Annotated in this window: 21 protein-coding genes; 9 read left to right on the forward strand and 12 right to left on the reverse strand. The window is 73.6% G+C overall.

The annotated features are described in order from the left end of the window. Window positions 1-18: 18 nt before the first annotated feature. Genes ACYU7L_RS03915 through ACYU7L_RS03925 form a run of 3 tightly spaced genes read right to left on the reverse strand, consistent with a single transcriptional unit; the run spans window position 19 to window position 2,568 of the window. Entirely contained in the window at window positions 19-780 is a 762-nt protein-coding gene (locus ACYU7L_RS03915; protein ID WP_460793933.1) for an amino acid ABC transporter ATP-binding protein, read from the reverse strand. Then, window positions 777-1,664 (reverse strand): amino acid ABC transporter permease, encoded by an 888-nt coding sequence (locus ACYU7L_RS03920; RefSeq protein WP_460793934.1) that lies wholly within the window; start codon window positions 1,662-1,664, stop codon window positions 777-779. The genes ACYU7L_RS03915 and ACYU7L_RS03920 overlap by 4 nt, the downstream gene beginning before the upstream one ends. A 37-nt stretch (window positions 1,665-1,701) precedes the next feature. Continuing rightward, window positions 1,702-2,568: an ABC transporter substrate-binding protein gene (locus tag ACYU7L_RS03925; protein ID WP_460793935.1), complete on the reverse strand. Its 867-nt coding sequence runs from the start codon at window positions 2,566-2,568 to the stop codon at window positions 1,702-1,704. A 93-nt stretch (window positions 2,569-2,661) separates the two neighbouring features. Here ACYU7L_RS03925 and ACYU7L_RS03930 point away from each other — a divergent pair, with 93 nt between their 5' ends. Next, window positions 2,662-3,672: a M28 family metallopeptidase gene (locus ACYU7L_RS03930; protein ID WP_460793936.1), complete on the forward strand. Its 1,011-nt coding sequence runs from the start codon at window positions 2,662-2,664 to the stop codon at window positions 3,670-3,672. Here ACYU7L_RS03930 and ACYU7L_RS03935 read toward each other — a convergent pair. Beyond that, window positions 3,644-5,017, reverse strand: coding sequence for a CapA family protein (locus ACYU7L_RS03935; protein WP_460793937.1), 1,374 nt, complete (start codon window positions 5,015-5,017; stop codon window positions 3,644-3,646). The genes ACYU7L_RS03930 and ACYU7L_RS03935 overlap by 29 nt on opposite strands. Window positions 5,018-5,069: 52 nt before the next feature. Between ACYU7L_RS03935 and ACYU7L_RS03940 the strand changes: the two genes are divergently transcribed. From ACYU7L_RS03940 to ACYU7L_RS03950, 3 genes are read left to right on the forward strand one after another with little or no spacing between them, the layout of a single operon-like run. After that, the gene (locus ACYU7L_RS03940; protein WP_460793938.1) at window positions 5,070-5,528 is read left to right on the forward strand and encodes a rhodanese-like domain-containing protein; all 459 of its coding nucleotides are present in this window, start codon (window positions 5,070-5,072) and stop codon (window positions 5,526-5,528) included. A gap of 32 nt (window positions 5,529-5,560) precedes the next feature. Next, window positions 5,561-6,718, forward strand: a complete 1,158-nt coding sequence (locus tag ACYU7L_RS03945) for a MalY/PatB family protein (RefSeq protein WP_460793939.1) — start codon at window positions 5,561-5,563, stop codon at window positions 6,716-6,718. Beyond that, on the forward strand, window positions 6,703-8,016 hold the full coding sequence (locus ACYU7L_RS03950) for a UDP-glucose dehydrogenase family protein (RefSeq protein ID WP_460793940.1): 1,314 nt from the start codon (window positions 6,703-6,705) through the stop codon (window positions 8,014-8,016). Before ACYU7L_RS03945 ends, ACYU7L_RS03950 begins: the two co-directional genes overlap by 16 nt. Window positions 8,017-8,209: 193 nt before the next feature. On the opposite strand, the gene ACYU7L_RS03955 is transcribed toward ACYU7L_RS03950, so the two are convergent. Genes ACYU7L_RS03955 through ACYU7L_RS03965 form a run of 3 tightly spaced genes read right to left on the reverse strand, consistent with a single transcriptional unit; the run spans window position 8,210 to window position 13,253 of the window. Beyond that, entirely contained in the window at window positions 8,210-11,191 is a 2,982-nt protein-coding gene (locus ACYU7L_RS03955; protein ID WP_460793941.1) for a hypothetical protein, read from the reverse strand. Then, entirely contained in the window at window positions 11,188-12,135 is a 948-nt protein-coding gene (locus tag ACYU7L_RS03960) for a glycosyltransferase family protein (protein WP_460793943.1), read from the reverse strand. The genes ACYU7L_RS03955 and ACYU7L_RS03960 overlap by 4 nt, the downstream gene beginning before the upstream one ends. Before the next feature lie 11 nt (window positions 12,136-12,146). Further along, window positions 12,147-13,253, reverse strand: a complete 1,107-nt coding sequence (locus ACYU7L_RS03965) for a sulfotransferase family protein (protein WP_460793945.1) — start codon at window positions 13,251-13,253, stop codon at window positions 12,147-12,149. A gap of 62 nt (window positions 13,254-13,315) precedes the next feature. Here ACYU7L_RS03965 and ACYU7L_RS03970 point away from each other — a divergent pair, with 62 nt between their 5' ends. Continuing rightward, window positions 13,316-14,116 carry a sulfotransferase gene (locus ACYU7L_RS03970; RefSeq protein WP_460793946.1) on the forward strand — a complete coding sequence of 267 codons (801 nt, stop codon included), beginning with the start codon at window positions 13,316-13,318 and terminating at the stop codon, window positions 14,114-14,116. On the opposite strand, the gene ACYU7L_RS03975 is transcribed toward ACYU7L_RS03970, so the two are convergent. Together ACYU7L_RS03975 and ACYU7L_RS03980 are read right to left on the reverse strand one after the other, a co-directional pair. Beyond that, window positions 14,110-15,480, reverse strand: a complete 1,371-nt coding sequence (locus tag ACYU7L_RS03975) for a GH1 family beta-glucosidase (protein ID WP_460793947.1) — start codon at window positions 15,478-15,480, stop codon at window positions 14,110-14,112. The genes ACYU7L_RS03970 and ACYU7L_RS03975 overlap by 7 nt on opposite strands. A gap of 7 nt (window positions 15,481-15,487) precedes the next feature. Next, the gene (locus ACYU7L_RS03980; RefSeq protein ID WP_460793948.1) at window positions 15,488-16,969 is read right to left on the reverse strand and encodes an MDR family MFS transporter; all 1,482 of its coding nucleotides are present in this window, start codon (window positions 16,967-16,969) and stop codon (window positions 15,488-15,490) included. A gap of 98 nt (window positions 16,970-17,067) precedes the next feature. Between ACYU7L_RS03980 and ACYU7L_RS03985 the strand changes: the two genes are divergently transcribed. Next, the gene (locus ACYU7L_RS03985; RefSeq protein WP_460793949.1) at window positions 17,068-17,580 is read left to right on the forward strand and encodes a MarR family winged helix-turn-helix transcriptional regulator; all 513 of its coding nucleotides are present in this window, start codon (window positions 17,068-17,070) and stop codon (window positions 17,578-17,580) included. Continuing rightward, window positions 17,577-18,329, forward strand: coding sequence for a pirin family protein (locus ACYU7L_RS03990; protein WP_460793950.1), 753 nt, complete (start codon window positions 17,577-17,579; stop codon window positions 18,327-18,329). The genes ACYU7L_RS03985 and ACYU7L_RS03990 overlap by 4 nt, the downstream gene beginning before the upstream one ends. A gap of 213 nt (window positions 18,330-18,542) precedes the next feature. Here ACYU7L_RS03990 and ACYU7L_RS03995 read toward each other — a convergent pair whose 3' ends face one another. Continuing rightward, window positions 18,543-19,484: a diacylglycerol/lipid kinase family protein gene (locus ACYU7L_RS03995; RefSeq protein ID WP_460793951.1), complete on the reverse strand. Its 942-nt coding sequence runs from the start codon at window positions 19,482-19,484 to the stop codon at window positions 18,543-18,545. Further along, window positions 19,481-21,070, reverse strand: coding sequence for an FAD-binding oxidoreductase (locus tag ACYU7L_RS04000; protein ID WP_460793953.1), 1,590 nt, complete (start codon window positions 21,068-21,070; stop codon window positions 19,481-19,483). The genes ACYU7L_RS03995 and ACYU7L_RS04000 overlap by 4 nt, the downstream gene beginning before the upstream one ends. 17 nt (window positions 21,071-21,087) lie before the next feature. Here ACYU7L_RS04000 and ACYU7L_RS04005 point away from each other — a divergent pair, with 17 nt between their 5' ends. Together ACYU7L_RS04005 and ACYU7L_RS04010 are read left to right on the forward strand one after the other, a co-directional pair. After that, a complete protein-coding gene (locus tag ACYU7L_RS04005; RefSeq protein ID WP_460793954.1) occupies window positions 21,088-21,756 on the forward strand; it encodes a TetR/AcrR family transcriptional regulator in 669 nt (222 codons plus the stop codon). Further along, window positions 21,753-23,345: a glycerol-3-phosphate dehydrogenase/oxidase gene (locus ACYU7L_RS04010; protein ID WP_460793956.1), complete on the forward strand. Its 1,593-nt coding sequence runs from the start codon at window positions 21,753-21,755 to the stop codon at window positions 23,343-23,345. The genes ACYU7L_RS04005 and ACYU7L_RS04010 overlap by 4 nt, the downstream gene beginning before the upstream one ends. On the opposite strand, the gene ACYU7L_RS04015 is transcribed toward ACYU7L_RS04010, so the two are convergent. Next, window positions 23,309-23,692: a VOC family protein gene (locus ACYU7L_RS04015; protein ID WP_460793957.1), complete on the reverse strand. Its 384-nt coding sequence runs from the start codon at window positions 23,690-23,692 to the stop codon at window positions 23,309-23,311. The two genes, ACYU7L_RS04010 and ACYU7L_RS04015, sit on opposite strands and share 37 nt — an antisense overlap. Window positions 23,693-23,738: the final 46 nt, after the last annotated feature.

Raw genomic sequence — 23,738 nt, forward strand, 5'->3', positions numbered from 1 at the left:
GGGGCCAGGCGTCAGGCGTCAGCCGGCCGGCGGCAGCACCCGGCGCAGGAACTGCCGGGTCCGCTCCTCACGCGGGTCGCCGAAGATCTGCTCGGGCGGCCCCTGCTCGAGGATCCGGCCACCGTCGAGGAAGCAGACGCTGCTGGCGACCTCGCGGGCGAACGCCATCTCGTGCGTCGCCAGGATCATCGTCATCCCGGCCTCCGCCTCGGTGCGGACGATCTCCAGGACCTCCCCCACGAGCTCGGGGTCGAGGGCAGCGGTGATCTCGTCGAGCAGCAGCAGCTTGGGCTGCGTGCACAGCGCCCGCACCAGCGCGGCGCGCTGCTGCTGGCCCCCCGAGAGGCGGTCGGGGTGGGCATCGGCCTTGTCGGCCAGCCCGAAGCGCTCCAGGAGCTCCCGGGCCCGGGCGGCCGCCTCGCGCTTGGCGACACCGTGCACCTTGACCGGCGCGAGCGTGCAGTTGTCGAGCACGGTCAGGTGCGGGAAGAGGTTGTAGGCCTGGAAGACCATCCCGATGTCGCGACGTACGGCGCGCGGGTCGGTGCGGGGGTCGGAGATCTCACGGCCCTCGAAGGCGATCGTGCCGTCGTCGATCTCCTCGAGCAGGTTGAGGCAGCGCAGCAGCGTCGACTTGCCCGATCCCGAGGAGCCGATCAGGCAGATCACGTCGTGCTGGCGCACGGTCAGCGAGACGTCGCTGAGCACGACGCGCTCGCCGTACGACTTGCGCAGGTCGCGGACCTCGAGCAGGGGCGCGCCCTTCACCAGCCCGTTCATCGTCCACCCCGCTCGCGCTGCATCGCCCGCCGCGCCAGCCAGTCCGTGAAGCGCGCCAGCGGCACGGTGAGCACCACGAAGAAGGCGCCGGTCACCAGCAGCGGGGTGTAGTTGAAGTGGTAGTTGCCGTAGTCCTGCGCCGCGAAGAGCGCGTCGAAGACGCCGATCGAGGCGACCAGCGCGGTGTCCTTCTGCAGCGAGACGAAGTCGTTCATGAGCGGCGGTACGACGCGACGCAGCGCCTGCGGCAGCACGACGTGGCGCATGGTCTGCGTCCGCGACAGCGCGAGGGCCTGCGCGCTCGCGACCTGGGAGGGGTGGATCGACTCGATGCCGGAGCGGATCACCTCGGCCACGTAGGCGCCGTAGCAGAGGACCAGCGCGAAGGTCGCCAGCACGAACGGGCTCGTGGTGACGCCGGCCAGCCCGAGGGCGGGGATGCCGAAGCCGAACAGCACGACCACGAGGATCGTCGGCACGCCGCGGAAGAGGTCGGTGTAGGCGACCGCCAGCGCCCGGGCGGGCGTCAGCCACGGCGAGACCGTGCTGCGGGTGACGGCGACCAGCCCACCGAGCAGCAGGATCAGCGGCTCGGCGATGAGGAACATCCGCACGTTGACCCAGAAGCCGTCGACGATCGCCGGCAGCGACTCCCGGGCGTGGTGGAGCGAGAAGAACGTCTCGCGCACCCGCGGCCAGCCCGGCGAGCTGACGACGCCGGCGAGGAGCGCGCAGAGGACCAGGACCGTGACGGCACCGGCGATCAGCAGGCCGCGCCGGCGCAGGGCGCGGCGGACCCCGTCTCGTTCGCGCTCGCGCGCGCTCGGGACCCAGGCTTGCGGGGTCGGGGTGTCCGGGGCCGGCTCGAGCCCCTGCTGCGTCACGGTGTGGCTTGGATGGGCGGCGTCGGCGGGGTCCGGCTCAGTCCAGGACCGGCACGTCGACGGTGTCGGAGAGCCACTCCTGCTCGATGTCGGCCAGCGTGCCGTCGTCCTTGAGCTCGCCGAGCGCCTCGTTGACGCACGGGAGCAGCTCGCTGCCCTTCTCCATCAGCAGACCGAACTCCTCGGTCTCACCGGCCTCGGGCTGGAACTGGCCGAGGATCGTGCTGCCCTCGATCTCGACGGCGGTGATGTAGAACGCCGAGGGGAGGTCGGCCACGATCGCGTCGACCTGGCCGTTGAGCAGCGCCTGCTTGGCCGCGTTGGTGTCCTTGAAGACCGCGGGCTCGACGTCGGGCTGGATCACCTCGCGCACGGCGGTGAGGCTCGTCGTGCCCGTCTGGGCGCCGAGCTTGAGACCGGCCAGGTCCTCCAGCGAGGCGGCGGTGGCGCCGTCCTCCGCGAGCGTGACCACGGCCTGGGCGGCGGAGTAGTAGCCGTCGGAGAAGTCCACGACCTTCTCGCGCTCGGGCGTGACCGAGATCTGGTTGATGTCGAAGTCGAACTTCTTCGCGCCCGGGGCGTAGGAGTTGTTGAACGGCACCGTCACCCAGGTGACGTCGTCGGCCGCGAAGCCGAGCTGCTCGGCGACGGCGTAGGCGACCGCCGACTCGAATCCCTTGCCGTTGGTGGGGTCGTCGTCGACGAACCACGGCTCGTAGGCAGGCGTGTCGGTGGCGATGGTGAGCGTGCCGGGGGTGAGCAGCGCGAGGTCCTCGGTGGCGCAGGAGTCCGCCTCGGTGGCGGTCTCGGTCTCCTCGGCCGGCGCGCACGCCGCGAGCGAGACCGCGAGGGGGAGGACCAGCAGCGGGACGGAGGTGCGCAGGAGCGAGGACAGCGAAGGCATTGGCGCATCGTAAGGTCCCGCGAGCGTGCGATGCTGACGATCTCGCCGATGGGGCTGCGCCCCGTGACGTGCACCACAACGCCAGGAGCCGCGATGGGCATCTCCGCACCCCGTACGGCGACCGGGTGCGCACTCGCTCTGGTCCTGCTCGCCACCGGGATCGGCTGCAGCGAGGACGACGACGCCCGACCGGGCACGCCGCCCCCTTCGAGCAGCTCGCCGAGCAGCCCCTCGAGCGCCCCGACCGGCAGCCCGAGCGGCACCGCCTCCGCGACGCCCACCCCCACTCCCGACCAGGCTCCCGCCCGCTTCGAGGCCGACCGCGCCCTCGCCCACGTCCGCGCGCTGGCCGGCCGGATCGGCCCGCGGCTGGCGACCGGGCCCGGCTTCCGGCGAGCTGCGGCGTACGTCGAGGAGCGCTTTGCCGCCCACGGGTACGACGTGCGCCGGCAGGGCTTCGGCGTGCCAGCCGGCGACTCGTGGGGGGTCCCGGTGGCGGCCGGGCGCTCGTTCAACGTGGTGGCGACCCCGCCCGGCTTCGACCCGGCCGCGCCGTACGTCGTGGTGGGCGCGCACCTGGACACGGTCGCGGTCGCCCCGGGGGCCGAGGACAACGCCTCGGGCGTGGCGCTGCTGCTGGAGCTGGCCCGGCTGGCCGCGGCCGAGGAGACCCGGCTCCCGGCCGTGCTGGTGGCGTTCGGCGCCGAGGAGCCGCGCGGGCCGGGCGACGACCAGCACCACTTCGGCTCCCAGCACTACGTCCGCGAGATGGGTCGGGCCGAGCGGAAGGGCCTGCGGGCGATGGTGTCGCTGGATCGCATCGGGGTCGGAGCGCGCGTGCCCGTGGGGCTGGGCGGGCTCTCCCCCACCCGCGTCCGCGACGAGCTGCTCGCGCTGGCGCGCCGGCTCCGCATCCCCACCACCCGGACCGAGCTGACGACCAGCGACCACTGGTCGTTCGAGAAGGCCGGCTTCACCGTCGCGCGGCTCGGCAGCACGTCGTACGAGGCCTACCACTCCGAGCGCGACGTGCCCGCCGTCGTCGAGCGCGCGCAGCTGGACCGGGGCGGCCGGCTCATCTGGGCGTGGCTGCGAGGTCGCTGAACTCCCAGAAGAGCGCCAGGTTGTCCGCGGCGTCCGCCCATGCCACCTCGCGCGGTGCATAGTCGTCGCCGATCCGGTAGGGCACCAGCTCGGCGGCCTTCAGCTCGTCGTCCCAGAAGACCAGCTCGAGGACCAGGCCCTCCTGGGTCTCCTGCATGAAGTCCATGTCGAAGGCGAAGTTGCCCAGCGAGTGCACGACCAGCGCCTCGGCGCCACCCTCGGGGCGCTTCAGCAGCGACGCGCCCTGCACCCAGTGCGGGTGCCCGCCGACCACGACGTCCGCCCCGGCGTCGACGAGGTCCCGGGCGACCCGGCGCTGGATCGGCTCGGGGCGCTGGGTGTACTGCGTGCCCCAGTGCGGCAGCACCATCGTCACGTCGACGTCCCGGTCCAGGCGGCGTACGGCGCGCAGGAAGCGGTCCAGCTCCGCCCGGTCGAGCGGCCCGGTCCGCGGCGGCATGCTCACCGACACCGCACCCGGGGTGTCGGGGCCGACCTCGGGCGTCTCCCCGATCGCGTTGAACCCGATCAGCCCGAAGCGCACGCCCTTGCGCTCCACGACGACCGGCTGCCAGGCCTGGGCGGCATCGCGCCCGGCGCCGAACGTCCTCAGCCCGGCCGCACGCAGGCGCCGTACGGTCTCGACGAGCGCCTGCGGCCCGAAGTCGCCGAGGTGGTTGTTGGCCAGGGAGAGGGCGTCGAAGCCGGCGGCCCTCAGGCCCTTCGCGACGCGCGGGTCGGCCGCGAAGGAGTCGCCGCCCTGGGTGGGGGCACCGGCGCGGGACAGGGTGTTCTCGAGGTTGCCGACGGTGAGGGAGGCGCTCGCGAGGCGGCGCCGCATCGGGCGCAGTGCGGCGGCCGGCGACGAGGAGCGGTCGGCCACGCCCCGGCCGAGCATCACGTCGCCGACGACGGTCACGGTGGTGACCCGCGGCTGACCGTCCGTCCCGGCGGGCACGGTCAGCGGGTAGCGCCGAGGGGCGCGCAGCGGGTGGACCCCGTCGACGCGTACGACGCGCACGTGCGGTCCGACGTCGGCCGCCGCCATCACCTCGACCGCGCGGGCCGGGAGCCCAGCGACGTCACGGTCGCGGATCAGCCGACGCGCCTGCCGCAGCGAGACGTCGACGGGGCCCCGACGCGGGTCGACGGCGAGGACGAGGGGCTGGGAGGGGGGCTCCGCGGGCGAGCCGGGCGCAGGTGCGCTCGACGGGCTCGACTCCGCCGCCGGCTCCGCTCGCGGGGTCTCCGCGGGGGTCTCACCGGAGCCGGAGGTGCACGCGACGCCGGCCAGCAGCACCAGAGCGGCGAGCCCTGGCACGAGGACCGCGCGGCGTCCCTGCATGCGTCGAGGCTACGCATGCGGGCCCGATCAGGAGCGTTATACCCTAGAGGGTATGCGCACCTTCCTTCGGACCGCCGCCGTCTGCGTCACCGCCGTGGTGACCCTCTCCCTCGCTGCCTGCTCCTCCGGGGACGACGAGGCCGGCGACTCCGCGGCGGGTGCCGGGGAGACGAGCGAGACCATCACGGCGACGGAGGTCACCACCCTCGGGGCCAAGGAGGCCGTCCCTCTCATCGAGGCGGGCGACCACACCGTGATCGACGTACGCACCGCGGCGGAGTACGCCGGTGGCCACCTCGAGGGCGCCTCCAACCTCGACGCGAGCGCCCCCGACTTCGCCGCCCAGCTGGAGACGCTCGACCCGACGGCGCCCTACGTCGTCTACTGCCAGAGCGGCAACCGCTCGGCGGTGGCCGCGGCCACCATGGCGGAGCTGGGCTTCACCGACGTCACCGACGCCGGCGGCATCACCGACCTGACGGCTGCCGGGGCGACCGTGGCCCAGGGCTGACGCCTCGATTCAGCAGGGCTAGGTTCGGTCGGGTGATCCGTGATCTCACCGACGACGAGGCCCGTGCCGCCCTGCCCCTGAAGTGGGGGGTGTTCGGACCGGACGTGATCCCGGCCTGGGTGGCCGAGATGGACTACGCACTCGCACCCGAGCTCGTGGACGCCCTCACCCGGGCGGTGCGGGGAGGGATGGCCGGCTACGCGCTCGCCGATCACCGCGGTATCGGCGGGGCGATGGCCGACTTCGCGAAGCGCCACTGGGACTGGGAGATGCCCGCCTCCGCGATCACCGTGACCGGCGACGTTATCTCGGGCATCCGGCTCGCGCTCGACGTGCTCTGCCCGCCGGGCCCGGTGGTGGTGCAGCTGCCGTGCTACCCGCCGTTCCGCGAGATCGTGGCGGTGGCCGGCCGCGAGCTGGTCGGCGTCGTGGCCGACCCGGACGCGCCCATGGACCACGCCGGAGCCGCGCTCGACCTCGCCGCCGTGGAGCAGGCCTTCGCCGCCGGTGCGCGCACCCTGCTGCTGTGCAACCCCCACAACCCGCTGGGCCACGTGCCGAGCCGGGCCGAGCTCGAGGCGGTCCGTGACCTGGCCGCGGAGTACGGCGCGCGAGTGATCAGCGACGAGATCCACGGGCCGCTGACCCTGCCCGGCGCCCGCTTCACGCCGTACCTCTCCGTCGACCCGGGCGCGATCCTCGTCACCAGCGCCTCGAAGTCCTTCAACACCGCCGGGCTGCACTGCGCACAGATCGTCACGCTCGACGCCGCCGAGCAGCGCGCGCTGCGCCACGTGCCGCTGCCGCTGAACCACGGCTTCTCGCCGCTGGGGATCGTCGCGGCGCGCGTCGCCTACACCGAGGGCGACGCGTGGCTGGCCTCGCTGGTCGCGCGCCTCGACGAGCAGCGGGCCCTGCTGGGCGACCTGCTCGCGGAGCACCTGCCGGCCGCCCGGATGCGGCCGCTGGAGGCGACGTACCTCGCCTGGCTCGACCTGCGCGCGTACGGCGTGGCCGACCCGGCCGCCGCCGGCCGGGAGCACGGCGTGGCACCGGCCGCGGGGTCGGACTACCAGCCCGGACTCGACGGTCACGTCCGGCTCAACATCGCCACCTCACCCGCGCGCCTCACCGAGGCGGTCCGCCGACTGGGCGTAGCCCTAGACTCCGTGCCGTGCGCATCACGGTGATCGGGTGTGGCTACCTCGGGGCCACCCACGCAGCGTCCATGGCGGAGCTCGGCTACGAGGTCCTGGGGGTGGAGATCGACGCCGACAAGCGCGCCGCCCTCACCCGGGGCGAGGTCCCCTTCTACGAGCCCGGCCTCGAGGAGCTGCTGGCCAAGCACGTCGCCAGCGGACGGCTGCGGTTCACCGACTCCTTCGAGGAGGCCGGCGCCTTCGGTCACCTCCACTTCGTCTGCGTGGGCACCCCGCAGCAGGCCGCCGGGCTCGGCGCGGACGTGAGCTTCGTCGACGCCGCGGTCGAGTCGCTCGCGCCGTACCTCACCGAGCCTGCGCTCGTCGTCGGCAAGTCGACGGTGCCGGTGGGCACCGCAGCCCGGCTCGCCGACCGCCTGGCCGAGCTCGCGCCGGTAGGCGCCGAGGCCGAGCTCGCGTGGAACCCGGAGTTCCTGCGCGAGGGCTTCGCGGTCAAGGACACCCTCGAGCCCGACCGGCTGGTCTTCGGCGTGGCGTCCGAGCGGGCCGAGGCGACGCTGCGCGACTTCTACTCCGTCTCCCTCGACGCCGGCACGCCCGTGGTCGTCACCGACTTCGCGACCGCCGAGCTGGTCAAGGTCTCGGCCAACGCCTTCCTCGCCACCAAGATCTCCTTCATCAACGCCGTCGCCGAGGTCTGCGAGGTGACCGGCGCCGACGTCGTCGACCTCGCCGACGCGATCGGCCACGACGTCCGCATCGGGCGCAAGTTCCTCAACGCCGGCATCGGCTTCGGCGGCGGCTGCCTGCCCAAGGACATCCGCGCCTTCCTGCACCGCGCCGGCGAGCTCGGCGTCGACGACGCGATGGGCTTCCTGCGCGAGGTCGACGCGATCAACCAGAGCCGTCGCCAGCGCCTGGTCCAGATGGCCACCTCCGCGCTCGGCGGCAGCGTCGCCGGCGCCCGCGTCGCCGTCTGGGGCGCCGCCTTCAAGCCCGACAGCGACGACGTCCGCGACTCCCCCGCCCTGTGGATCGCCGGCCAGCTCCACCTGCGCGGCGCCCACGTCGCCGTCTACGACCCCAAGGCCACCGAGACCGCGCGCCGTACCTTCCCGACGCTGGAGTACGCCGCCACCGCCCTCGACGCCTGCCGCGACGCCGACCTCCTCCTCCACCTCACGGAGTGGCCCGAGTTCCGCAGCATCGACATCGCCACCGTCGGCGACGTCGTCCGCCGCAAGCAGCTCCTCGACGGCCGCAACATGCTCGACCTCGAGGCCTGGCGCGCCCAGGGCTGGGACGCCCGGGGGATGGGCCGGCACTGACGCCGCACGGCTGGGCGTCCCGGCTGCCGTTTGGTCCCCAACGGCAGGGAAAACCGGAAATCATCTGCCGTTTCTGACCAATCGGCGGCCCCTACTCCGCCTGGAGGGACGGGGCGCCGAGATCCGCGCCGTTGGGGACCAAACGGCACGGATTTCCGTCCGCCACCCGCAACCTCCGCCCAATCGGCGCCCCTCAGGGCCGGTCGGCGGCGTCCACCTCGAGCAGGCGGCTGGGCCGGAATCCGTCCCACTTGCCGGTGAGCTGCTTGGGCTCGAGGAACGCCTCGACGTCGCTGTCCCAGGTGTGCCCGGCCTCGCCGCGGCGGAAGAGGTAGTTCAGCCCGTGGGTGCGGTAGATGTCCGCGCCCGCGCCGATCACGTCCTCGATCAGCGCCGCGTCGACGTGCTTGCGCACCTGCCGGAAGCTGCCGAGCTCGCGCAGCAGCCCGCGCTCGATCATCATCGAGCCGCCGGCGACGGAGTCGGTGTAGCGCTCGGCCGGCTTGTGCCGCCGCACGGTGAGGTCGCGGGGGCCGAGATAGACGAACTCGAACGGTACGCCGACCAGCTGGGCGCCGCTGTAGCTGCGCGCGAGCAGCAGGTCGGACACGAAGTCCGGGCCGTACCAGTCGTCGTCGTCCATCTTGAGCACCAGGTCACCCGACGACGCGTCGACCGCCCGGGTCAGCACGTCGCCGAAGAACGCGTCGCCGGGCTGCGGGAGCACGGTGATCGGGAGGTCGCCCGCGAGGTCGCGCAGCCGGGCCTCGTCGACGGTGAAGCCGTGGGGGGCGAGCACCAGCTCGAGGTCGGCGTCGCGCTGCCGCGCGACCTGGCGTACGGCGAACTCGACCTGGTCGGCGCGCTTCGTGGCGAGTACGACGCTCACCGAGGCCGGCGAGGCGATCCGCAGCCCCGCTCCGTGCGCGACCCGGTGACGCCACGCGCGGCTGGAGAACTCGCCGAGCGCCGCCCTCCGCAGCACGATGCTGTGCTCCTCACGTGAGAGCCGGTCGCCCAGGTCGACCGAGGCCGTGAGCGCGCCCGCGACCGATCCGCCGAGCAGCTCGCCGGCCCAGGCCGGGACGACGTCGGTGACGAGCGGGATCCCCGCCATCGACAGCCCCGCCACGGTCCGCGCGAAACCCTCGTCGGAGCTCTCCGGCCAGGCCACCTGCAGCCCGCGCGCGTCCCGCAGCTGCGCGACCAACCGATCCGTGGCGCCGCGACGCCCGTCGACGGCCAGGGGCGCCCCCGCCTCGAGCACCACCTGGAGCTGCCCGGCGACCACGGCGAGGTCTGCCATCGGCGCCTCGGCGACGCGCTCGAAGCCGATCGGGTTGAGCACGTGCTCGTCGAGCGGGCCGAGCGCCAGCGGCCCCGAGGACCGGTCGAGCACGAACGGCGCCCGGTCGATGACGGGGTGCGACGGCAACGGCACGGCCCCAGGACCGTCACCCGGACCGTCGCTCAGCACCAGGTCAGGAGGTACGACGAGCTCGGCGTCCGCCGCGTCGGCGAGGTCGGCCACGCGCATCGCCGAGACGTCGGCCGGCAGGGCCGTCGCGTCCCCGTGCACAGCGACGTGCAGCCCGTGGGTGCCGGCGACATCGCCGCGAGCCGCCTGCCGGCCGAGCTCGGCGAGGAAGCGCTTGCCGGGGACGGTGCGCCTGTGGCCGGGGATCGCGTCGCCGAAGTGGGCCAGCAGCAGCGCCTGGCCGTCCTCGTGGCGCACGTGCATCTCGAGCAGCGGCGGCCAGTCGGCGCGCGGGGTCAGCACGACCGGCTGCTCGGCATGCGCCAGCCAGGCGCCGACCCAGCGGGTGCCGCGGGTCTCCGGCAGCCCGGAGGCGGCGCGGCGCAGCCCCTCGCGGTCGGGGGCGCACAGCAGGATCGTGCCCCAGCGCGGGCCCTTCGGGACCTCGGTCGCGGGCAGCACCAGCACCTGGGCGGACTCGGGCAGCCGGTCGGCAAGACCGGCCAGCTCCTCGTGCAGGAGGACCAGCACCGGCTGCACCGCGTTGTCGAGCGCCTGGGCGAGCAGGTCGCCCGTCGCCTTCGGCGCGGCTCCGGACGACCCGGCGGCCGGCGAGGTTCCCGGCCGGGCTTCAGGTTGGGCTCCAGGCTGGGTTTCAGGCTTGTCGGCCGGCCGAGCGACCGCCTGCGCTCGCCGTACGGCCGAGGAGAAGAGCTTGGACACAGACCCTCCCGGGCGCTGGGGTGCTGGTTCGGGAACAGGATCGGCCACGGCCGTCCGCTTGTGGCTGCCGATCAGCGGTCGCGGAGCCTGCGGCAGCCAGGTGTGGACGACGTGGTCGACGATGTGCACGCCGGGCGGCGCGTCGATGCGGACCAGCCCGTCGAAGCTCTCGGCGCGGCCCTCGCGGATCGCCCGGTCGACCTCCCACTCGCGCTGCTTGCGCGGCACCCGCGACCCGGCGAACTCCTGCGGGTCGGTCCAGTGGGAGAACTCGTCGGCGTCGAGCCACTTCAGCTCCACGCACAGGCCCTGGGGCAGCACCAGCTTCTCGGTGGTGTCCTCGGGATAGTCGCGCAGCTCCCACTCGAAGGCCTTGAGGAAGGTGTGGTCGGGCCCCATCGGATAGACCCACGGCTCGCGGAACCCCGCCGCGACGTCGATCCAGGCCGTGCGCTCGTCGACGACGGTCAGCGGATGGCGTGGCACCACGACGATCGACGACGAGTCGCGCAGCTGCCACGACAGGTCGCGCAGCGTCGCCACGCCCTCGTCGGTCAGGACCATGTCGCCGTCCCACTTCATCGAGTACGACGTGCGGACGTGGCTGAAGGACCAGTTGTAGAAGTGGGTCAGCGAGTGAACGGAGTCGGCCGGCGTCGCGAGGTGCTCGGCGCCGGCGCGGCTCACCCGGAACGGGTAGGAGGTGGCCGTGAACCGGTCCCCCGCCCCCGCCTCCTCGGCCAGCCGCCGGGCCACCTCGAGCGTGCCGTCGTCGGACTCGTTGTCGACCAGGACCACGCGGTCGACCGCCGCCAGCATCCGGGGCAGCACCCACGGCAGGTTGCGGGCCTCGTTCTTCACCCGGAAGACGCAGGTCAGCCCCGGCTCCAGCGGCCCGTCGTTCCACGCCCAGCGCACGTCGTACTCGCTCAGGCCCTCACGGCAGGCGATGTCCGGCGTTCGCGACCCGCTCACCCGCGACCCGCCCGCGGCTCCTCGATCGTCCGGTCCACCAGCGGGCGCGGCGCCTGCGGCAGCCAGACCCGGGTGACGTAGTCGACGATGTTGGTCCCCTCGGGCGCCTCGATCCGGTGGATGCCGGGCTGGCCCTCCCAGTTGCCGGCGGCCAGCGCGGTGAACAGCTGCCACTCGCGGCGCTTGCGCCGGGTCCGGGCGCTCTCGGCGAACGCGTCGGTGTCGGTCCAGTGGGCGAACTCGTCGGAGTCGAGGTACTTCAGCTCCACCGAGCTCCCCTCGGGCAGGCGCACGCCGCGGGCCCGGTCGGGGTAGAGCCGCAGCTCCCACTCGAAGGCCTTCACGTGGGTGTACTCCGGCGTCATCGGATAGCCGAACGGCTCGGCGTTGTGCAGCCCCAGGTCGAGGTAGGCGACCCGGTCGCTCTCGATGTAGAGCGAGTGCCGGGTGACGTAGAGGACCACGTCGCGCCCGGGCAGCATCCAGGCGAGGTCGCCGAGCAGCCGCTCGCCGTCCTCGGTGAGGACCATGTCGCCGTCCCACTTGAGGGAGTACGACGTGCGCGCGTGGCTGAACGCCCAGTTGTAGAACCAGGTGAGGCTGTGCACGGAGTCGGCCGGCGTGTGCAGGTGCTCGGGGCCGCAGCGGCTGACGCGGACCGGATAGCTGGTGACGAGCAGTCGGTCGCCGAGCCCGAGCTCGTCGGCGACCCGGCGCGCGACCTCGGGGGTGCCGTCGTCGGACTCGTTGTCGACGAGCACGACCGACTGGGTGGCGCGCAGCAGCGGGGGCAGCACGAACGGCAGCGAGCGGGCCTCGTTCTTGACGCGCAGCACGCTCGTGGTGCCCGGGGTCAGCCGGTCGGCGCGGTCCCAGGGCCAGACGATGTCGAGGTCGGCCTGACCCTCGCGGTTGCGCAGGGTCGGCGTCCCGTGCGGATCCACCACCTGCGCGCTCAGCGCTCCCGGCCGATGGCCTTGCGGATCCCCCGGCGCGCGGCCGGCGGCACCATCGCACGGACCCGGTGCGGGATCTTGTCGGCCAACCCGGCGGGCGGTCCCGCGGGCGGTGGGGCGGGCAGCGGCGGCGTACGACGCACGGGCACCGGGGCAGCCCCGGGAGCGGCCGCCTCGCCCGCACGCGCAGCGGCGACGGCCGTCGACTGGGTCATCGCCTCGGCCTCCTCGTAGAGCTCGGCATAGACGGTGCGCAGCTCGTCGAGCCGGGCGTGGGTCTTGGCGCCGACGTCACCCTCGTCGCCGCCGGCGTCCGCGAGCGAGTCCAGGCACTGCCAGCTCTCCTCGGCGACCTCGCGCAGGCGGGCCGGGACCACGATGTCGTCCCAGGTGTGGCTGACCCGGCGCAGGCTCGGGTCGATGAAGTTGTGCACCATCCGGATGTCGTTGGCGGTGGCGGTCTTGATGCCCTGCAGGTCGAAGGTCTCGCCGAGGTTGAACAGCGGGACCGTCCAGTCCTCGAGCAGGTCCTCGTAGCGCAGGTAGGCCCGCTGCGAGCCGCGGGTCGCGCGCTCGGTGTGCAGCATCATGTTGACCCAGGCGGCGGTCCGGTTCACCTCGCCGAAGCGCTGGGTGTAGTGCTGGCTCTTGCTGCCCACGACCTCGGTGGGCGGGCGCAGCATCGTGACGTAGAGCGGGGTCGCGCCGCAGCGCAGCGCCGCCGAGCGCCACAGACCGAGGAACCACGCCAGCCGCGGGTCCTTGATGACGAGCTCGTCGCCGTGCTCGAACTGCGCCTCGAGCCAGGTGTGGAGCCGCTCGCGCAGCGGCTCGAGCGTGCTCAGCTTGCCGGCCTCGAACCAGGCCTGGGGGCGGGCGTCGGAGACCCCCACGTTGCATCGCTGCAGCAGCTCGGCGTGGAGGTCGACGACCCACTGCGGCTCGCCGAAGCCCTTGGGATTGGTGACGTCCGCCGACACCTCGGGCTGGGGCACGTGGAGTCCCAGCGTCTGCAGGGTGCCGACCATCGTGCTGGTGCCGCTGCGGCCGGAGCCGACGACGAAGACGACGCGCCGTTGACGGGTCTCGGCCGGGGTGCTGGACATGAGGATCAGCCTACGTCAGCCCACATGGTTGGATGCCGGTGAGACGAAGGAGCGCACCACACATGGAACGACGAACGCGGGGCGCTGCTCAGGCGGCGGCGCGCAGGCTGCCCGGGGTGGGCGCCGTGATCCGCGAGCGCGACCAGCTGCGCGACGAGCTCGACCGAACCCGCCAGGAGCTGCGCCGCCAGCGCCGCCGCGCGCAGGGGAAGGCGCCCGACGACCTCGGCTACCTCTTCATCATGACCTACGGGCGGTCCGGGTCGACGCTGCTCCAGGGCGTCCTCAACACGCTCCCGGGCTATGTCGTCCGCGGCGAGAACCGGGACGCGCTGCGTCACCTCTACCTCTTCCACCGGGGTCTGCAGGCCCAGAAGCGGCGCTTCCGCAAGCAGGAGACCGGAGAGCCCAGCCACCCCTTCTTCGGCATCGAGGGCTTCCGCGCCAAGCCCTCCCTCAACGCCCTGCGGCGCGTCGCGCTCGACACCGTGCTCCGCCCCGAGCCCGACACCCGGGTGGTGGGGTTCAAGGAGATCCGCTGGTACGGCGAGGACCTCGCCGACTACGTGGCGTTCCTGCGCGAGCTCTTCCCCGGCGCGCGGTTCGTGCTCAACACCCGCGACCACGACGACGTCGCCTCCAGCAAGTGGTGGGCCGACAAGCCCGACGTCCCCGCGCGCCTGGCGGAGATCGAGGCGCGGATGCTCGCGGTGGCCGCCGACCTGGGCGACGACGCCTTCCACGTCCGCTTCGACGAGTGGGTCGGCAACCCCGAGGCCCTGCGGCCGATGCTGGACTGGCTCGGCGAGGAGTACGACGAGGCGACCATCCGGGCGACCTTCGAGGTCCGCCACTCCTACTGACGCTGCGCGGCGACCATCGCGGCGTACCACTCGTAGGACCGCTTGGGCGTCCGCACCAGCGTGTCGTAGTCGACGTGGACCAGCCCGAAGCGCTGCGTGTAGCCCTCGGTCCACTCGAAGTTGTCCAGCAGCGACCAGGTGAAGTAGCCGCGCACGTCGACCCCGGCCTCGATCGCGTCGGCCACCGCCCGCAGGTGCGCGTCGAGGTAGTCGATGCGCGGCTGGTCGTCGACGACCCCGTCGGCGTCCGGCCCCATCCCGTAGGAGCACCCGGACTCCGTGATGACGACCGGCGGCAGCGCGTCGCCGTACCGCTCCCGCAGCGTGACGAGCTGCTCGGTCAGGCCCGCGGGGACGACCGGCCAGCCGAAGTCGGTGGTCGGATAGCCGCTGATCTCGCGGTGCTCGAACGGCATGTCGGCGCCCGGCTGGGCCGCTCCGACCGCGAAGGGGTTGTAGTAGTTGAGGCCGTAGAAGTCGAGCGGCGCGGCGATCACGGCGAGGTCGCCGGCGAGGTCGGGTACGGCGGGAGCCAGCAGCTCGGCGAACCCGTCGGGGTAGCGGCCCAGCAGCACCGAGTCGGCGAAGAAGCCGTTCCACAGCGCGTCGAAGAAGCCGGTCGCCTCGACGTCGGCGGGATCGTCGCTCGCCGGCCAGCACGGAGCGTGGTTGTTGGCGGTCCCGACCGAGGTGGCTCCCTCGGCGCGCAGGGCGGCCGTGGCCAGCCCGTGGCCGAGCATCAGGTGGTGGGCGGCCGGGAGGGCGTCGAAGAGCAGTGCCCGGCCCGGTGCGTGTATGCCCAGCGCGTAGCCGAAGAACGACGCCACGTTGGGCTCGTTGACGGGGATCCAGTCGCGCACCCGGTCCCCGAGCCGGGCAGCGACCAGGCCGGCGTACTCGGCGAACCGCTCGGCGGTCTCCCGCGCCATCCAGCCGCCCGCCCCACCAGCGGCCGGCGTCTCGAGCGCCTGCGGCAGGTCCCAGTGGTAGAGCGTCGCCATCGGGTCGATGCCCGCGCCGAGCAGCTCGTCGACGAGCCGGTCGTAGAAGTCGAGCCCCGCCTCGTTGGCCGGCCCGGTGCCGGTGGGCTGGATCCGCGACCACGAGATCGAGAACCGGTAGCCGTCGAGGCCCAGGCCCTTCATCAGCGCGACGTCCTCGTCGACGCGGTGGAAGTGGTCGCAAGCGACCGCGCCCGAGCTGCCGTCGAGGATCCGGCCGCGCCCATCGGGGCCCGGCTCGACGCAGAACGTGTCCCAGATGCTCGGCCCCCGGCCGCCCTCGGCCACCCCGCCCTCCACCTGGTAGGACGCCGTGCTGGCGCCGAAGCGGAAGCCGTCGGGGAGGCGGGGGTACGAGCTCATCGCCCCATCATGGGGCAGCCGGCGCCACCACGGGAGGCTTGCGGACGAAGAGCGCCACGACCAGCGCGAGGGTGGAGATCACCGCGCCGACCACGAAGGCGGCCTGGACGCCGTCGGCGATCGCGGCCCCCTCGCCCACGGACTCGCCCGCGTCGGCGACCGTGCGGGCCAGGATCGTGACGAACAGCGCCGTGCCGGCCGCGCCGGCCAGCTGTTGCATCGTGCTGACGATCGCGCTGCCGTGGGAGTAGAGCAGCGGGTCGAGCGAGCCCAGCCCGGAGCTGAACAGCGGCGTGAACAGCAGCGCCAGGCCGAGGCTGAGGACGATGTGGCAGCCCATCACGTACGACGTGTCCGTGAGCGGGCCGACCTGCGCGAGCCCCCACAGCGCGACGGCCACGATGGCGGCGCCGGTGATCACCAGCGCGCGGGGACCGATGCGGTCATAGAGACGGCCGACGAACGGCCCCATCAGGCCCATCACCAGACCACCGGGGAGGAGCAGCAGCCCGGTCTCGAGGGTGTCGAGGCCCAGGACGCCCTGGAGGTAGATCGGGATCAGGATGATCGTGCCGAACAGCGACATCATGCTGACCGCGACGAGCAGCACGGCGATCGTGAAGTGGCTGCTGCGGAAGGTGCGCAGGTCGAGCAGCGCCCGGTCGTTGCGCTGCAGCACGATCTGGCGCCAGACGAAGAGGGCGAGCGCGACCACGCCGATGCCGACGGTGATCCACGGCGACACCGGGACGTCGCCCTCGGCGGCCTCGCCGACGCTGCTTAGGCCATAGATCAGCCCGCCGAACGCGAGCGCCGACAGCAGGACCGAGCCGACGTCGATCGGGACCTTGCGGGGCACCGTGACGTTGCGCAGCTTGACCGCGCCCACGCTCAGCGACAGCAGCGCGACCGGGAGCACGAGCCAGAACATCCAGCGCCAGTCGAGCACGTCGAGGATCAGCCCGGAGATCGTCGGGCCGACGGCGGGGGCGACGGAGATCGCGATCGAGATGTTGCCCATCGTCCGCCCGCGGCGCTCCGGCGGCACCAGGTTGAGCACCGTGGTGAACAGCAGCGGGATCATGATCGCCGTACCCGAGGCCTGGATCACCCGGCCGCCGAGCAGCGCGCCGAACCCGGGCGCGGTCGCCGCGACGACGGTGCCGATGCTGAACAGCGTCATCGCCGTCAGGAACAGCGGTCGGACGTGGAAGCGCTGCAGCAGGAAGCCGGTCACGGGGATGACCACGGCCATCGTCAGCAGGAACCCGGTCGTCAGCCACTGGGCGGTCGACGTGGTGACCGACAGCTCCTGTGTGAGCCGGGGCAGGGCGACGCCCATGATCGTCTCGTTGAGGATCACGACGAACGTCGAGGCGAGCAGCAGGCCGATCACCAAGGTGTTGCCCGTGTCGTCCGTGGCGCCGACGCCCGGGGGTGCGGCGGGGTCGGGCCGATCGGTCTCGGCTCCGGTGACGGTCTGGCTCACGTGCTCTCCTGCGGGGTACGGCGTGGGGTGTATCAGGTTCCTGACACGTGCCCAACAGTCGTCGTACCGAATCTGTTCCGCGCACTACGGTGGGGCGCGTGACGGAGCGACGCTGGCGTGGCGAGAGCGCGGGACTGACCCGGCTGCTCGCCGACCCCGATCCCCACGGGGTGGACTGGCTGCCGCTGCGCCTGCGCCTGGTCGTGCAGCTCTACGGCCGCGCGGCCGACGTGGCGCTGCGCCGGGTGGGCGTGACGCTCTCGCAGTACCTCGTCCTCGACGCGGTCGAACGCAACCCCGGCGCCTCGGGGGCCGAGCTCGCGGCGTTCACCACGCAGACGCCGCAGTCGCTGAGCGGCGCCACGGCCGGGCTGGTCCGCGACGGCCTGCTCGAGCGCTCCCCGGGCGAGGGACGGCGGGTGCGTCATGCCCTCTCCCCCGACGGCGAGGCGCTGGTCGCGCGCAGTCGGGCCGCGCTGGAGTCGCTCGACCAGAAGCTGTTCGCGGAGATCGACGAGGCGCGGCTGCGCGCGGCCGTCGAGCTGAGCGACGACCTGATGGCGCGGCTGCTCGACCTCGACGACGAGCCCGCCGGCGGGGCCACCCCGTGACCGCAGACATACGGCGCGCGGCGGCGCGGTTCCGCACCGGCGAGGCGGGCCGCGACACCGCCCACTCGTTCGCCTGGGGGCCGCACTACGACCCGGCCAACCTCGGCTTCGGCCCGATGGTGTGCCACAACGACGACCACCTGGCGCCCGGGGCGGGCTATCCCAACCATCCGCACACCAACCTCGAGATCGTGACCTGGGTCCTCGACGGAGCCCTGGTCCACACCGACTCGACGGGCGGCCGGAGCACGACCGCGCCGGGCGGCGTCCAGGTGACGTCGGCGGGGGCCGGCATCGTGCACAGCGAGGTGGGCGACCCCGGCGCCGGACCGACCCGGTTCGTCCAGGTGTGGGTGCGCCCCGACGAGGCCGGCACGCAACCCGTGCTCCGCGACGCTCCGCTGGGTGACGCGCTGGCCACCGGCGCACTGGTCCCCGTGGTCTCCGGGCGCGACCCCGCGGCGCTGCTGCCGCTCGGCACGCGCGACGCGACGCTGCACGCCGGCGTCCTGACCCCCGGCCAGGAGATCGAGCTGCCCGAGGACCCGCTCGTCCACGTGTTCGTCGCCCGGGGCGGCGTGCGCCTCGAGCCAGGGGTCGAGGGCGAGGCCGGGCCGGCACCGGTGCTGGGCGAGGCCGACGCCGTACGCCTCACCGACGAGCCCGGCCGACGACTCACCGCGACCGCCGCCACCGAGCTCCTGGTGTGGTCGTTCCGCCACGAAGTCCCCCTTCAGCCCTGCCGATAGCTCACCTGGACGCCCCACCCGGCCCCAGTCGTGTGCCCCACCACGCGGCCCAGCGCGTCCTCAGGCACACGACCGAGGACGGACGCGGCCCACCCCCCGAAGATCTCTCGAGAAACTTCTCCAGAACCCTCAAGTTCCACTCCGGCGCTGCCGATGGGGGACGAGCAGTCCTTCTGCCCACGGCGTGAGGCTCTCGCCGGGGATGCCGCCGGGCTAGCGCGCCGGGTCGCTCGCAGCCGGCGCCAGCACGTCGAGCACGCCGGGGCGCACCTCGAGGATCGCCGGCTCCGCGCCGAGCCGTGGCAGCTCGCCGAGCGGCTCACCGTCGCCGCCGAGCGGGACGACCGCCCGACTGTCGGCGCTCAGCTCGATCCGGGTCCCGCGCATCACCGTGACCTCGGGCAGGTCGACGTGCGACCCGTCGTAGAGGCGCGGCAGCGCCCGGATCAGCGCACGCTTGTGGGCGGCCTCGACCACGATCAGGTCCAGCAGGCCGTCGTCGAGCGAGGCGTCGGGCGCGATCGCCATCCCCTTGCCGTAGAAGCGCGAGTTGGCCACGACCACGGTCGCCGCGTCGTACTCCGCCTCATGGCGACCCTCCGGACCGTCGACGACGACCCGGAAGCGCGCCGGGCGGTACGTCGCGAGCGCGGCGACGGCGCCGAGGGGGTACTGCGCCTGGCGGGGCACCCGGCGCATCCGGGCGACGTACGCCGCGGCGCGGGCGTCGACGCCGGCATAGACGGAGCCGGCCACCGTGCGGCAGGCGCTCCCGGGCAGCTGCAGCTCGAGCAGGTCGACGCGCCGGGGCGCCGCCGAGAGGAGCACCTCCACCTGGCCCGTGACGTCCTCGGGAAGGCCCAGCATCCGCGCGAAGTCGTTGCCTCGCCCCGCGGGGAGCAGCCCGAGCGTCCCCCCGGCGGAGGCCACCCGGCCGGCGAGCGAGGAGAGCATGCCGTCGCCGCCGACCGAGACGACGACGTCTCCCCGCGCCACGGCCGCGTCGACCAGGTCCGCGCACGCCAGCGGGCCGGGCGAGTAGGTGACGTCCACCCGTGCCCCGGCGTCGCGCAGCAGCCGCGCCGCCGGGACGACGGCGCCGGGCGCCGCCCCGCCGCCGGAGGTCGGGTTGACCAGCAGCGTGAACGCCCTCACGGGATCAGCACCCCCGGGTTGAGGATCCCGGTCGGGTCGAGCTCGGCCTTGACCGCGCGCAAGATGCCCACGCCGACCGGCCCGATCTCGCGCGCCAGCCACGGCTTGTGGTCGGTGCCGACGGCGTGGTGGTGGGTGATCGTGGCGCCGGCCGCGACCATCGCGTCGCTCGCGGCCGCCTTGGCGACCTCCCAGCGGGCGAGTGGGTCGGGCCCCTGCTTGGCGGCGACGGTGAAGTAGAGCGACGCACCGGTCTCATAGACGTGCGACACGTGGCAGAGCACCAGCACGCTGTCCCCGTCGGCTCCCAGCGCCCCCTCGAGCGCAGCCTTGACGGCCGCATAGACGTCGGGGATCCGCGACCAGAACGTGGCTGTCTCGAGCGTCTCGACCAGCACGCCGACGTCGAGCATGGCGTCGCGCAGGTACGGCGCGGCGAACCGGCCGTGGGCCCAGGACGCACCGGGCCCCTCCCCGAGGGGGGTCCCGCCGAGCTCCTCCAGGGCGGCGGTCACCGCAGCCCGACGGCGCTCGACGGACGCAGGCGAGCCCTCATGGCCGACCAGCATCATACAGCCCCAGGCACCCTCCCCCTCACCTTGGCCACCCACGGAGTCGGGGTCCGCGAGGTTGAGCGCGGTCTCGGCCTCGTCGGACAGACGCAGCACCGTCGGCTGCAGGCCGGCCTGCACGAGCGTGCGCATCGCCGCGGTGCCGGTCTCGAAGTCGGGCCAGCGCCACCCCTCGTAGACCTTGACCTCGGGCACCCGGCGCACCCGCACCGTGACGGCCGTGATCACGCCGAGGGTGCCCTCGGAGCCGAGAATCAGTTGGCGCAGGTCGGGACCCGCGGCGCTCGCGGGCGCCGTCCCCAGGTCGAGGCGGCCGCGCGGCGTGGCCACGGCCAGCCCGACGACCAGCGAGTCGAACCTGCCGTAGCCCGCGCTGGACTGGCCGCTGGAGCGGGTGGCCGCGAACCCCCCGATGCTCGCGTGCTCGAACGACTGCGGGAAGTGGCCCAGGGTGAGCCCGTGCTCGGCCAGCAGCGCCTCCGCCTCGGGTCCCCGCAGGCCGGGCTCCAGGGTGGCCGTCATCGAGACGGGGTCGACGGCGAGCAGCCGCTTCATCCGCATCAGGTCGAGGCTGACCACGCCGGCCAGGCCGTCGCGGCGCGCGACCAGGCCCCCGGTGACGCAGGTGCCGCCACCGAACGGCACGACCGCGACCCGGCGCTCGACCGCGAGGTCGAGGAGCGCAGCCACCTGCTCGTGGTTGGCCGGGCGGACCACCACGTCCGGGGCGTCCGTGAGGTCGCCGGCACGGGCGCGCAGCAGGTCGGGGGTCGACTTGCCCCTGGTGCGCAGTCGGCGCGTCGCGTCGTCGGTGCGGACGTGCTCCTCGCCGACGATCGCGGCCAGCGCGGCGACGACGTCCGCCGCGAGGCCAGAGACAGGCACCTCGGGGCTCTCGACGGCGGGTCGGTCCTCCAGACCGAAGGCCAGCTCGACGAGCCCACGGGCGGAGTCGGGCAGTGCGGTCGCCCTGGCCGGGTCGCCCCAGCGGTTCGGGTGCATCTCGATGCTCATGAGTTACACTGTGACACATGACGTCACTTCGTCACAACGATCTTCCGCCGGGCGACGCACCGGGCGACGACGCCTTCGGCGCGGGGCTTCCCGCCCCCGGCAGCGCCCAGGACGCCTACCTCGACGCCGCCCGCGCGTGCCTGCTCGACGTCGGCTGGCGACGGACGACGCTCACCGAGGTGGCCCGGCGCGCCGGCGTCTCGCGGATGACGATCTATCGCACCTGGGGCGAGATGCCCCGCCTGCTCGGCGACCTGATGACCCGCGAGTGGCGCGGGGTGGTGACGCGAGCCAGCGTCCAGGCCGAGCTGGTGCCGGCGGCCGACGATCCCCGCTCCGACCTCGACCGCCTGGCCGACGGCGCCGTCGCGATCATCGGGCAGCTACGCGAGAACGAGCTCTTCGTCCGCATCGTCGACCTCGACCCCGAGCTGCTGCTGCCCTACCTGCTCGTGCGGCGCGGCCGCTCGCAGGACTCCATGCTCACCCTCGCCGAGCGCGCCATCCGCGACGGCCAGGAGGCCGGGAGCATCCGCACGGGCGACCCTGCCACCATCGCCCGCGGCATCGTGCTCGCCGCGCACGGCTTCGTGCTGTCGGTGCACACGATGGTCGACGACGACGTGAGCGAGGAGGCGCTGGTCGCCGAGCTGCGCGAGGTCCTCGTCCGGGCGCTGCGGCCATGAGCGAGCACTTCCCCCCTGGATCGGCCGGCACCCGGATCGTCGCCGGCACCGCCGACCTCCCCGACCGGGTCGACCTGGTCGTCATCGGCCTCGGAATCACCGGCGTCGGCGTCACCCTCGACGCTGCCACCCGTGGCCTGAGCGTGCTCGCCGTCGACGCCCACGACCTCGCCTTCGGTACGTCGCGCTGGTCGTCCAAGCTGGTCCACGGGGGGCTGCGCTACCTCGCCCGCGGTCAGGTCGGCGTGGCCCACGAGAGCGCGGTCGAGCGCGGGATCCTGATGGAGGTCACCGCCCCCCACCTGACCCGTCCGGTGCCGATGCTGGTGCCGCTGAGCACCAGCGTGTCGGGGGCCGCGGCCGGCCTGACCCGAGCCGGCTTCCGGGCCGGCGACCTCCTGCGCCGCAGTGCCCGCACCTCACGCGACACGCTGCCCAGGCCGCGCCGGATCAGCGCGACCGAGACCCTTCAGCTCGCGCCCGGTCTGCGCCCGTCCGGGCTGCGCGGCGGCCTGGTCTCGTGGGACGGCCAGCTCGAGGACGACGCCCGGCTGGTCATCACCGTGGCCCGCACCGCCGCGTCGTACGGCGCGCACGTGCGCACCCGGGCCCGGGTCACCGCAGCCACCGGCAGCGGCGTCGACCTGCGCGACGAGCGCACCGGCCGGACCCGGCACGTCGCCGCGGCGGCGGTCGTCAACGCGACCGGCGTCTGGGCGGGCGACCTCGACCCCGACATCACCCTGCGCCCCAGCCGCGGCACCCACCTGGTGCTGCGCGAGGGCACGCTGCCGGGGCTGCGCACCGTCGTCACCGTGCCCGTGCCGGGCTCGTTGAACCGGTTCGTGATGGTGCTGCCCCAGGCCGACGGCACGCTCTACGTCGGGCTGACCGACGAGCCCGCCGACGGGCCGATCCCCGACGTCCCCGAGCCGACCGAGGCGGAGATCGGCTTCCTCCTCGACGTGGTGGGCGCCGCCTTCACCCGACCGCTGCGCCGCGACGACGTGGTGGGCGCGTTCGCCGGGCTGCGACCGCTCCTGGAGTCCGGAGACGGTGCCGGCTCCACCGCCGACATCTCCCGTCGCCACGCCGTGCTGACCTCGCGCACCGGCCTGGTGACGGTCGTCGGCGGCAAGCTCACGACGTACCGCCAGATGGCGCAGGACGCCGTCGACGCGGCGCTGGCCGCGGCGCCGCAGCTGGTGGCCGGACCGTGCCGGACCCGCACGCTGCCACTGTCGGGCGCCGCCTCACGTGCGGAGCTCGCGGCGCTGGAGCTGCCGCCACGGCTGGTCCGCCGCTACGGCACCGACGCTGCGCTCGTGCTGGCCGAGGGCCGCCGCGTCAGCGGGCTGGCCGACGACGAGCTGGGCGACGACGAGCTGCTCGCCCCGGTCGCCGCCGGAGTGCCGGTGACGCTGGCCGAGCTGGTCTTCGGCGTCACCCAGGAGGGCGCCTGCGACGTGGACGACCTGCTCGAGCGTCGCACCCGCGTCGGTCTGGTGGCGGCCGACCGTGCGCTCGCGGAGCCGGCCGCCCGACGCGCGCTTCAGCTGGCGTCCATCCAGAGCACCTCCCAGATGTGACCGTCGGGGTCGCGGAAGGACCAGCCGTGCATCGGACCGTCGTCCTGGACGTCGGCTGCCCTGGTGGCGCCGGCCGCGAAGGCCCGCTCGCACAGCTGCTCGACCTCGTCGCGTGAGCGCGCCGAGATGCACAGGATGGCCTGGTCTCCGGTGTGGCGCGCGGTCTGGTGGAAGCCGTGGAAGAAGTCCTGCTCCAGCAGCATCACGCAGGCCTGCTCATTGAGCACCAGGCAGGCGGCCTTGCCGTCGCTGTAGTCGTCGTTGAAGGCGAAGTCGAGGCCCTCCCAGAAGGCGCGACTGGCAGTGACGTCGCGGACGGGCAGATTGACGAAGAGCATGCGGCTCATGAGGTCCTCCTCAGGATCGGTTGCCACTGCTGACCGGAGGCCCCTC

Source organism: Nocardioides pacificus (assembly GCF_054775955.1).

Coding starts and splice junctions, on each gene's coding strand:
- ACYU7L_RS04000 (WP_460793953.1), bottom strand. CDS start 21,070: ATGAGCATCGAGATGCACCCGAACCGCTGGGGCGACCCGGCCAGGGCG.
- ACYU7L_RS04015 (WP_460793957.1), bottom strand. CDS start 23,692: ATGAGCCGCATGCTCTTCGTCAATCTGCCCGTCCGCGACGTCACTGCC.
- ACYU7L_RS04005 (WP_460793954.1), top strand. CDS start 21,088: ATGACGTCACTTCGTCACAACGATCTTCCGCCGGGCGACGCACCGGGC.
- ACYU7L_RS03940 (WP_460793938.1), top strand. CDS start 5,070: ATGCGCACCTTCCTTCGGACCGCCGCCGTCTGCGTCACCGCCGTGGTG.
- ACYU7L_RS03925 (WP_460793935.1), bottom strand. CDS start 2,568: ATGCCTTCGCTGTCCTCGCTCCTGCGCACCTCCGTCCCGCTGCTGGTC.
- ACYU7L_RS03915 (WP_460793933.1), bottom strand. CDS start 780: ATGAACGGGCTGGTGAAGGGCGCGCCCCTGCTCGAGGTCCGCGACCTG.
- ACYU7L_RS03935 (WP_460793937.1), bottom strand. CDS start 5,017: ATGCAGGGACGCCGCGCGGTCCTCGTGCCAGGGCTCGCCGCTCTGGTG.
- ACYU7L_RS03965 (WP_460793945.1), bottom strand. CDS start 13,253: ATGTCCAGCACCCCGGCCGAGACCCGTCAACGGCGCGTCGTCTTCGTC.
- ACYU7L_RS03930 (WP_460793936.1), top strand. CDS start 2,662: ATGGGCATCTCCGCACCCCGTACGGCGACCGGGTGCGCACTCGCTCTG.
- ACYU7L_RS03975 (WP_460793947.1), bottom strand. CDS start 15,480: ATGAGCTCGTACCCCCGCCTCCCCGACGGCTTCCGCTTCGGCGCCAGC.
- ACYU7L_RS03970 (WP_460793946.1), top strand. CDS start 13,316: ATGGAACGACGAACGCGGGGCGCTGCTCAGGCGGCGGCGCGCAGGCTG.
- ACYU7L_RS04010 (WP_460793956.1), top strand. CDS start 21,753: ATGAGCGAGCACTTCCCCCCTGGATCGGCCGGCACCCGGATCGTCGCC.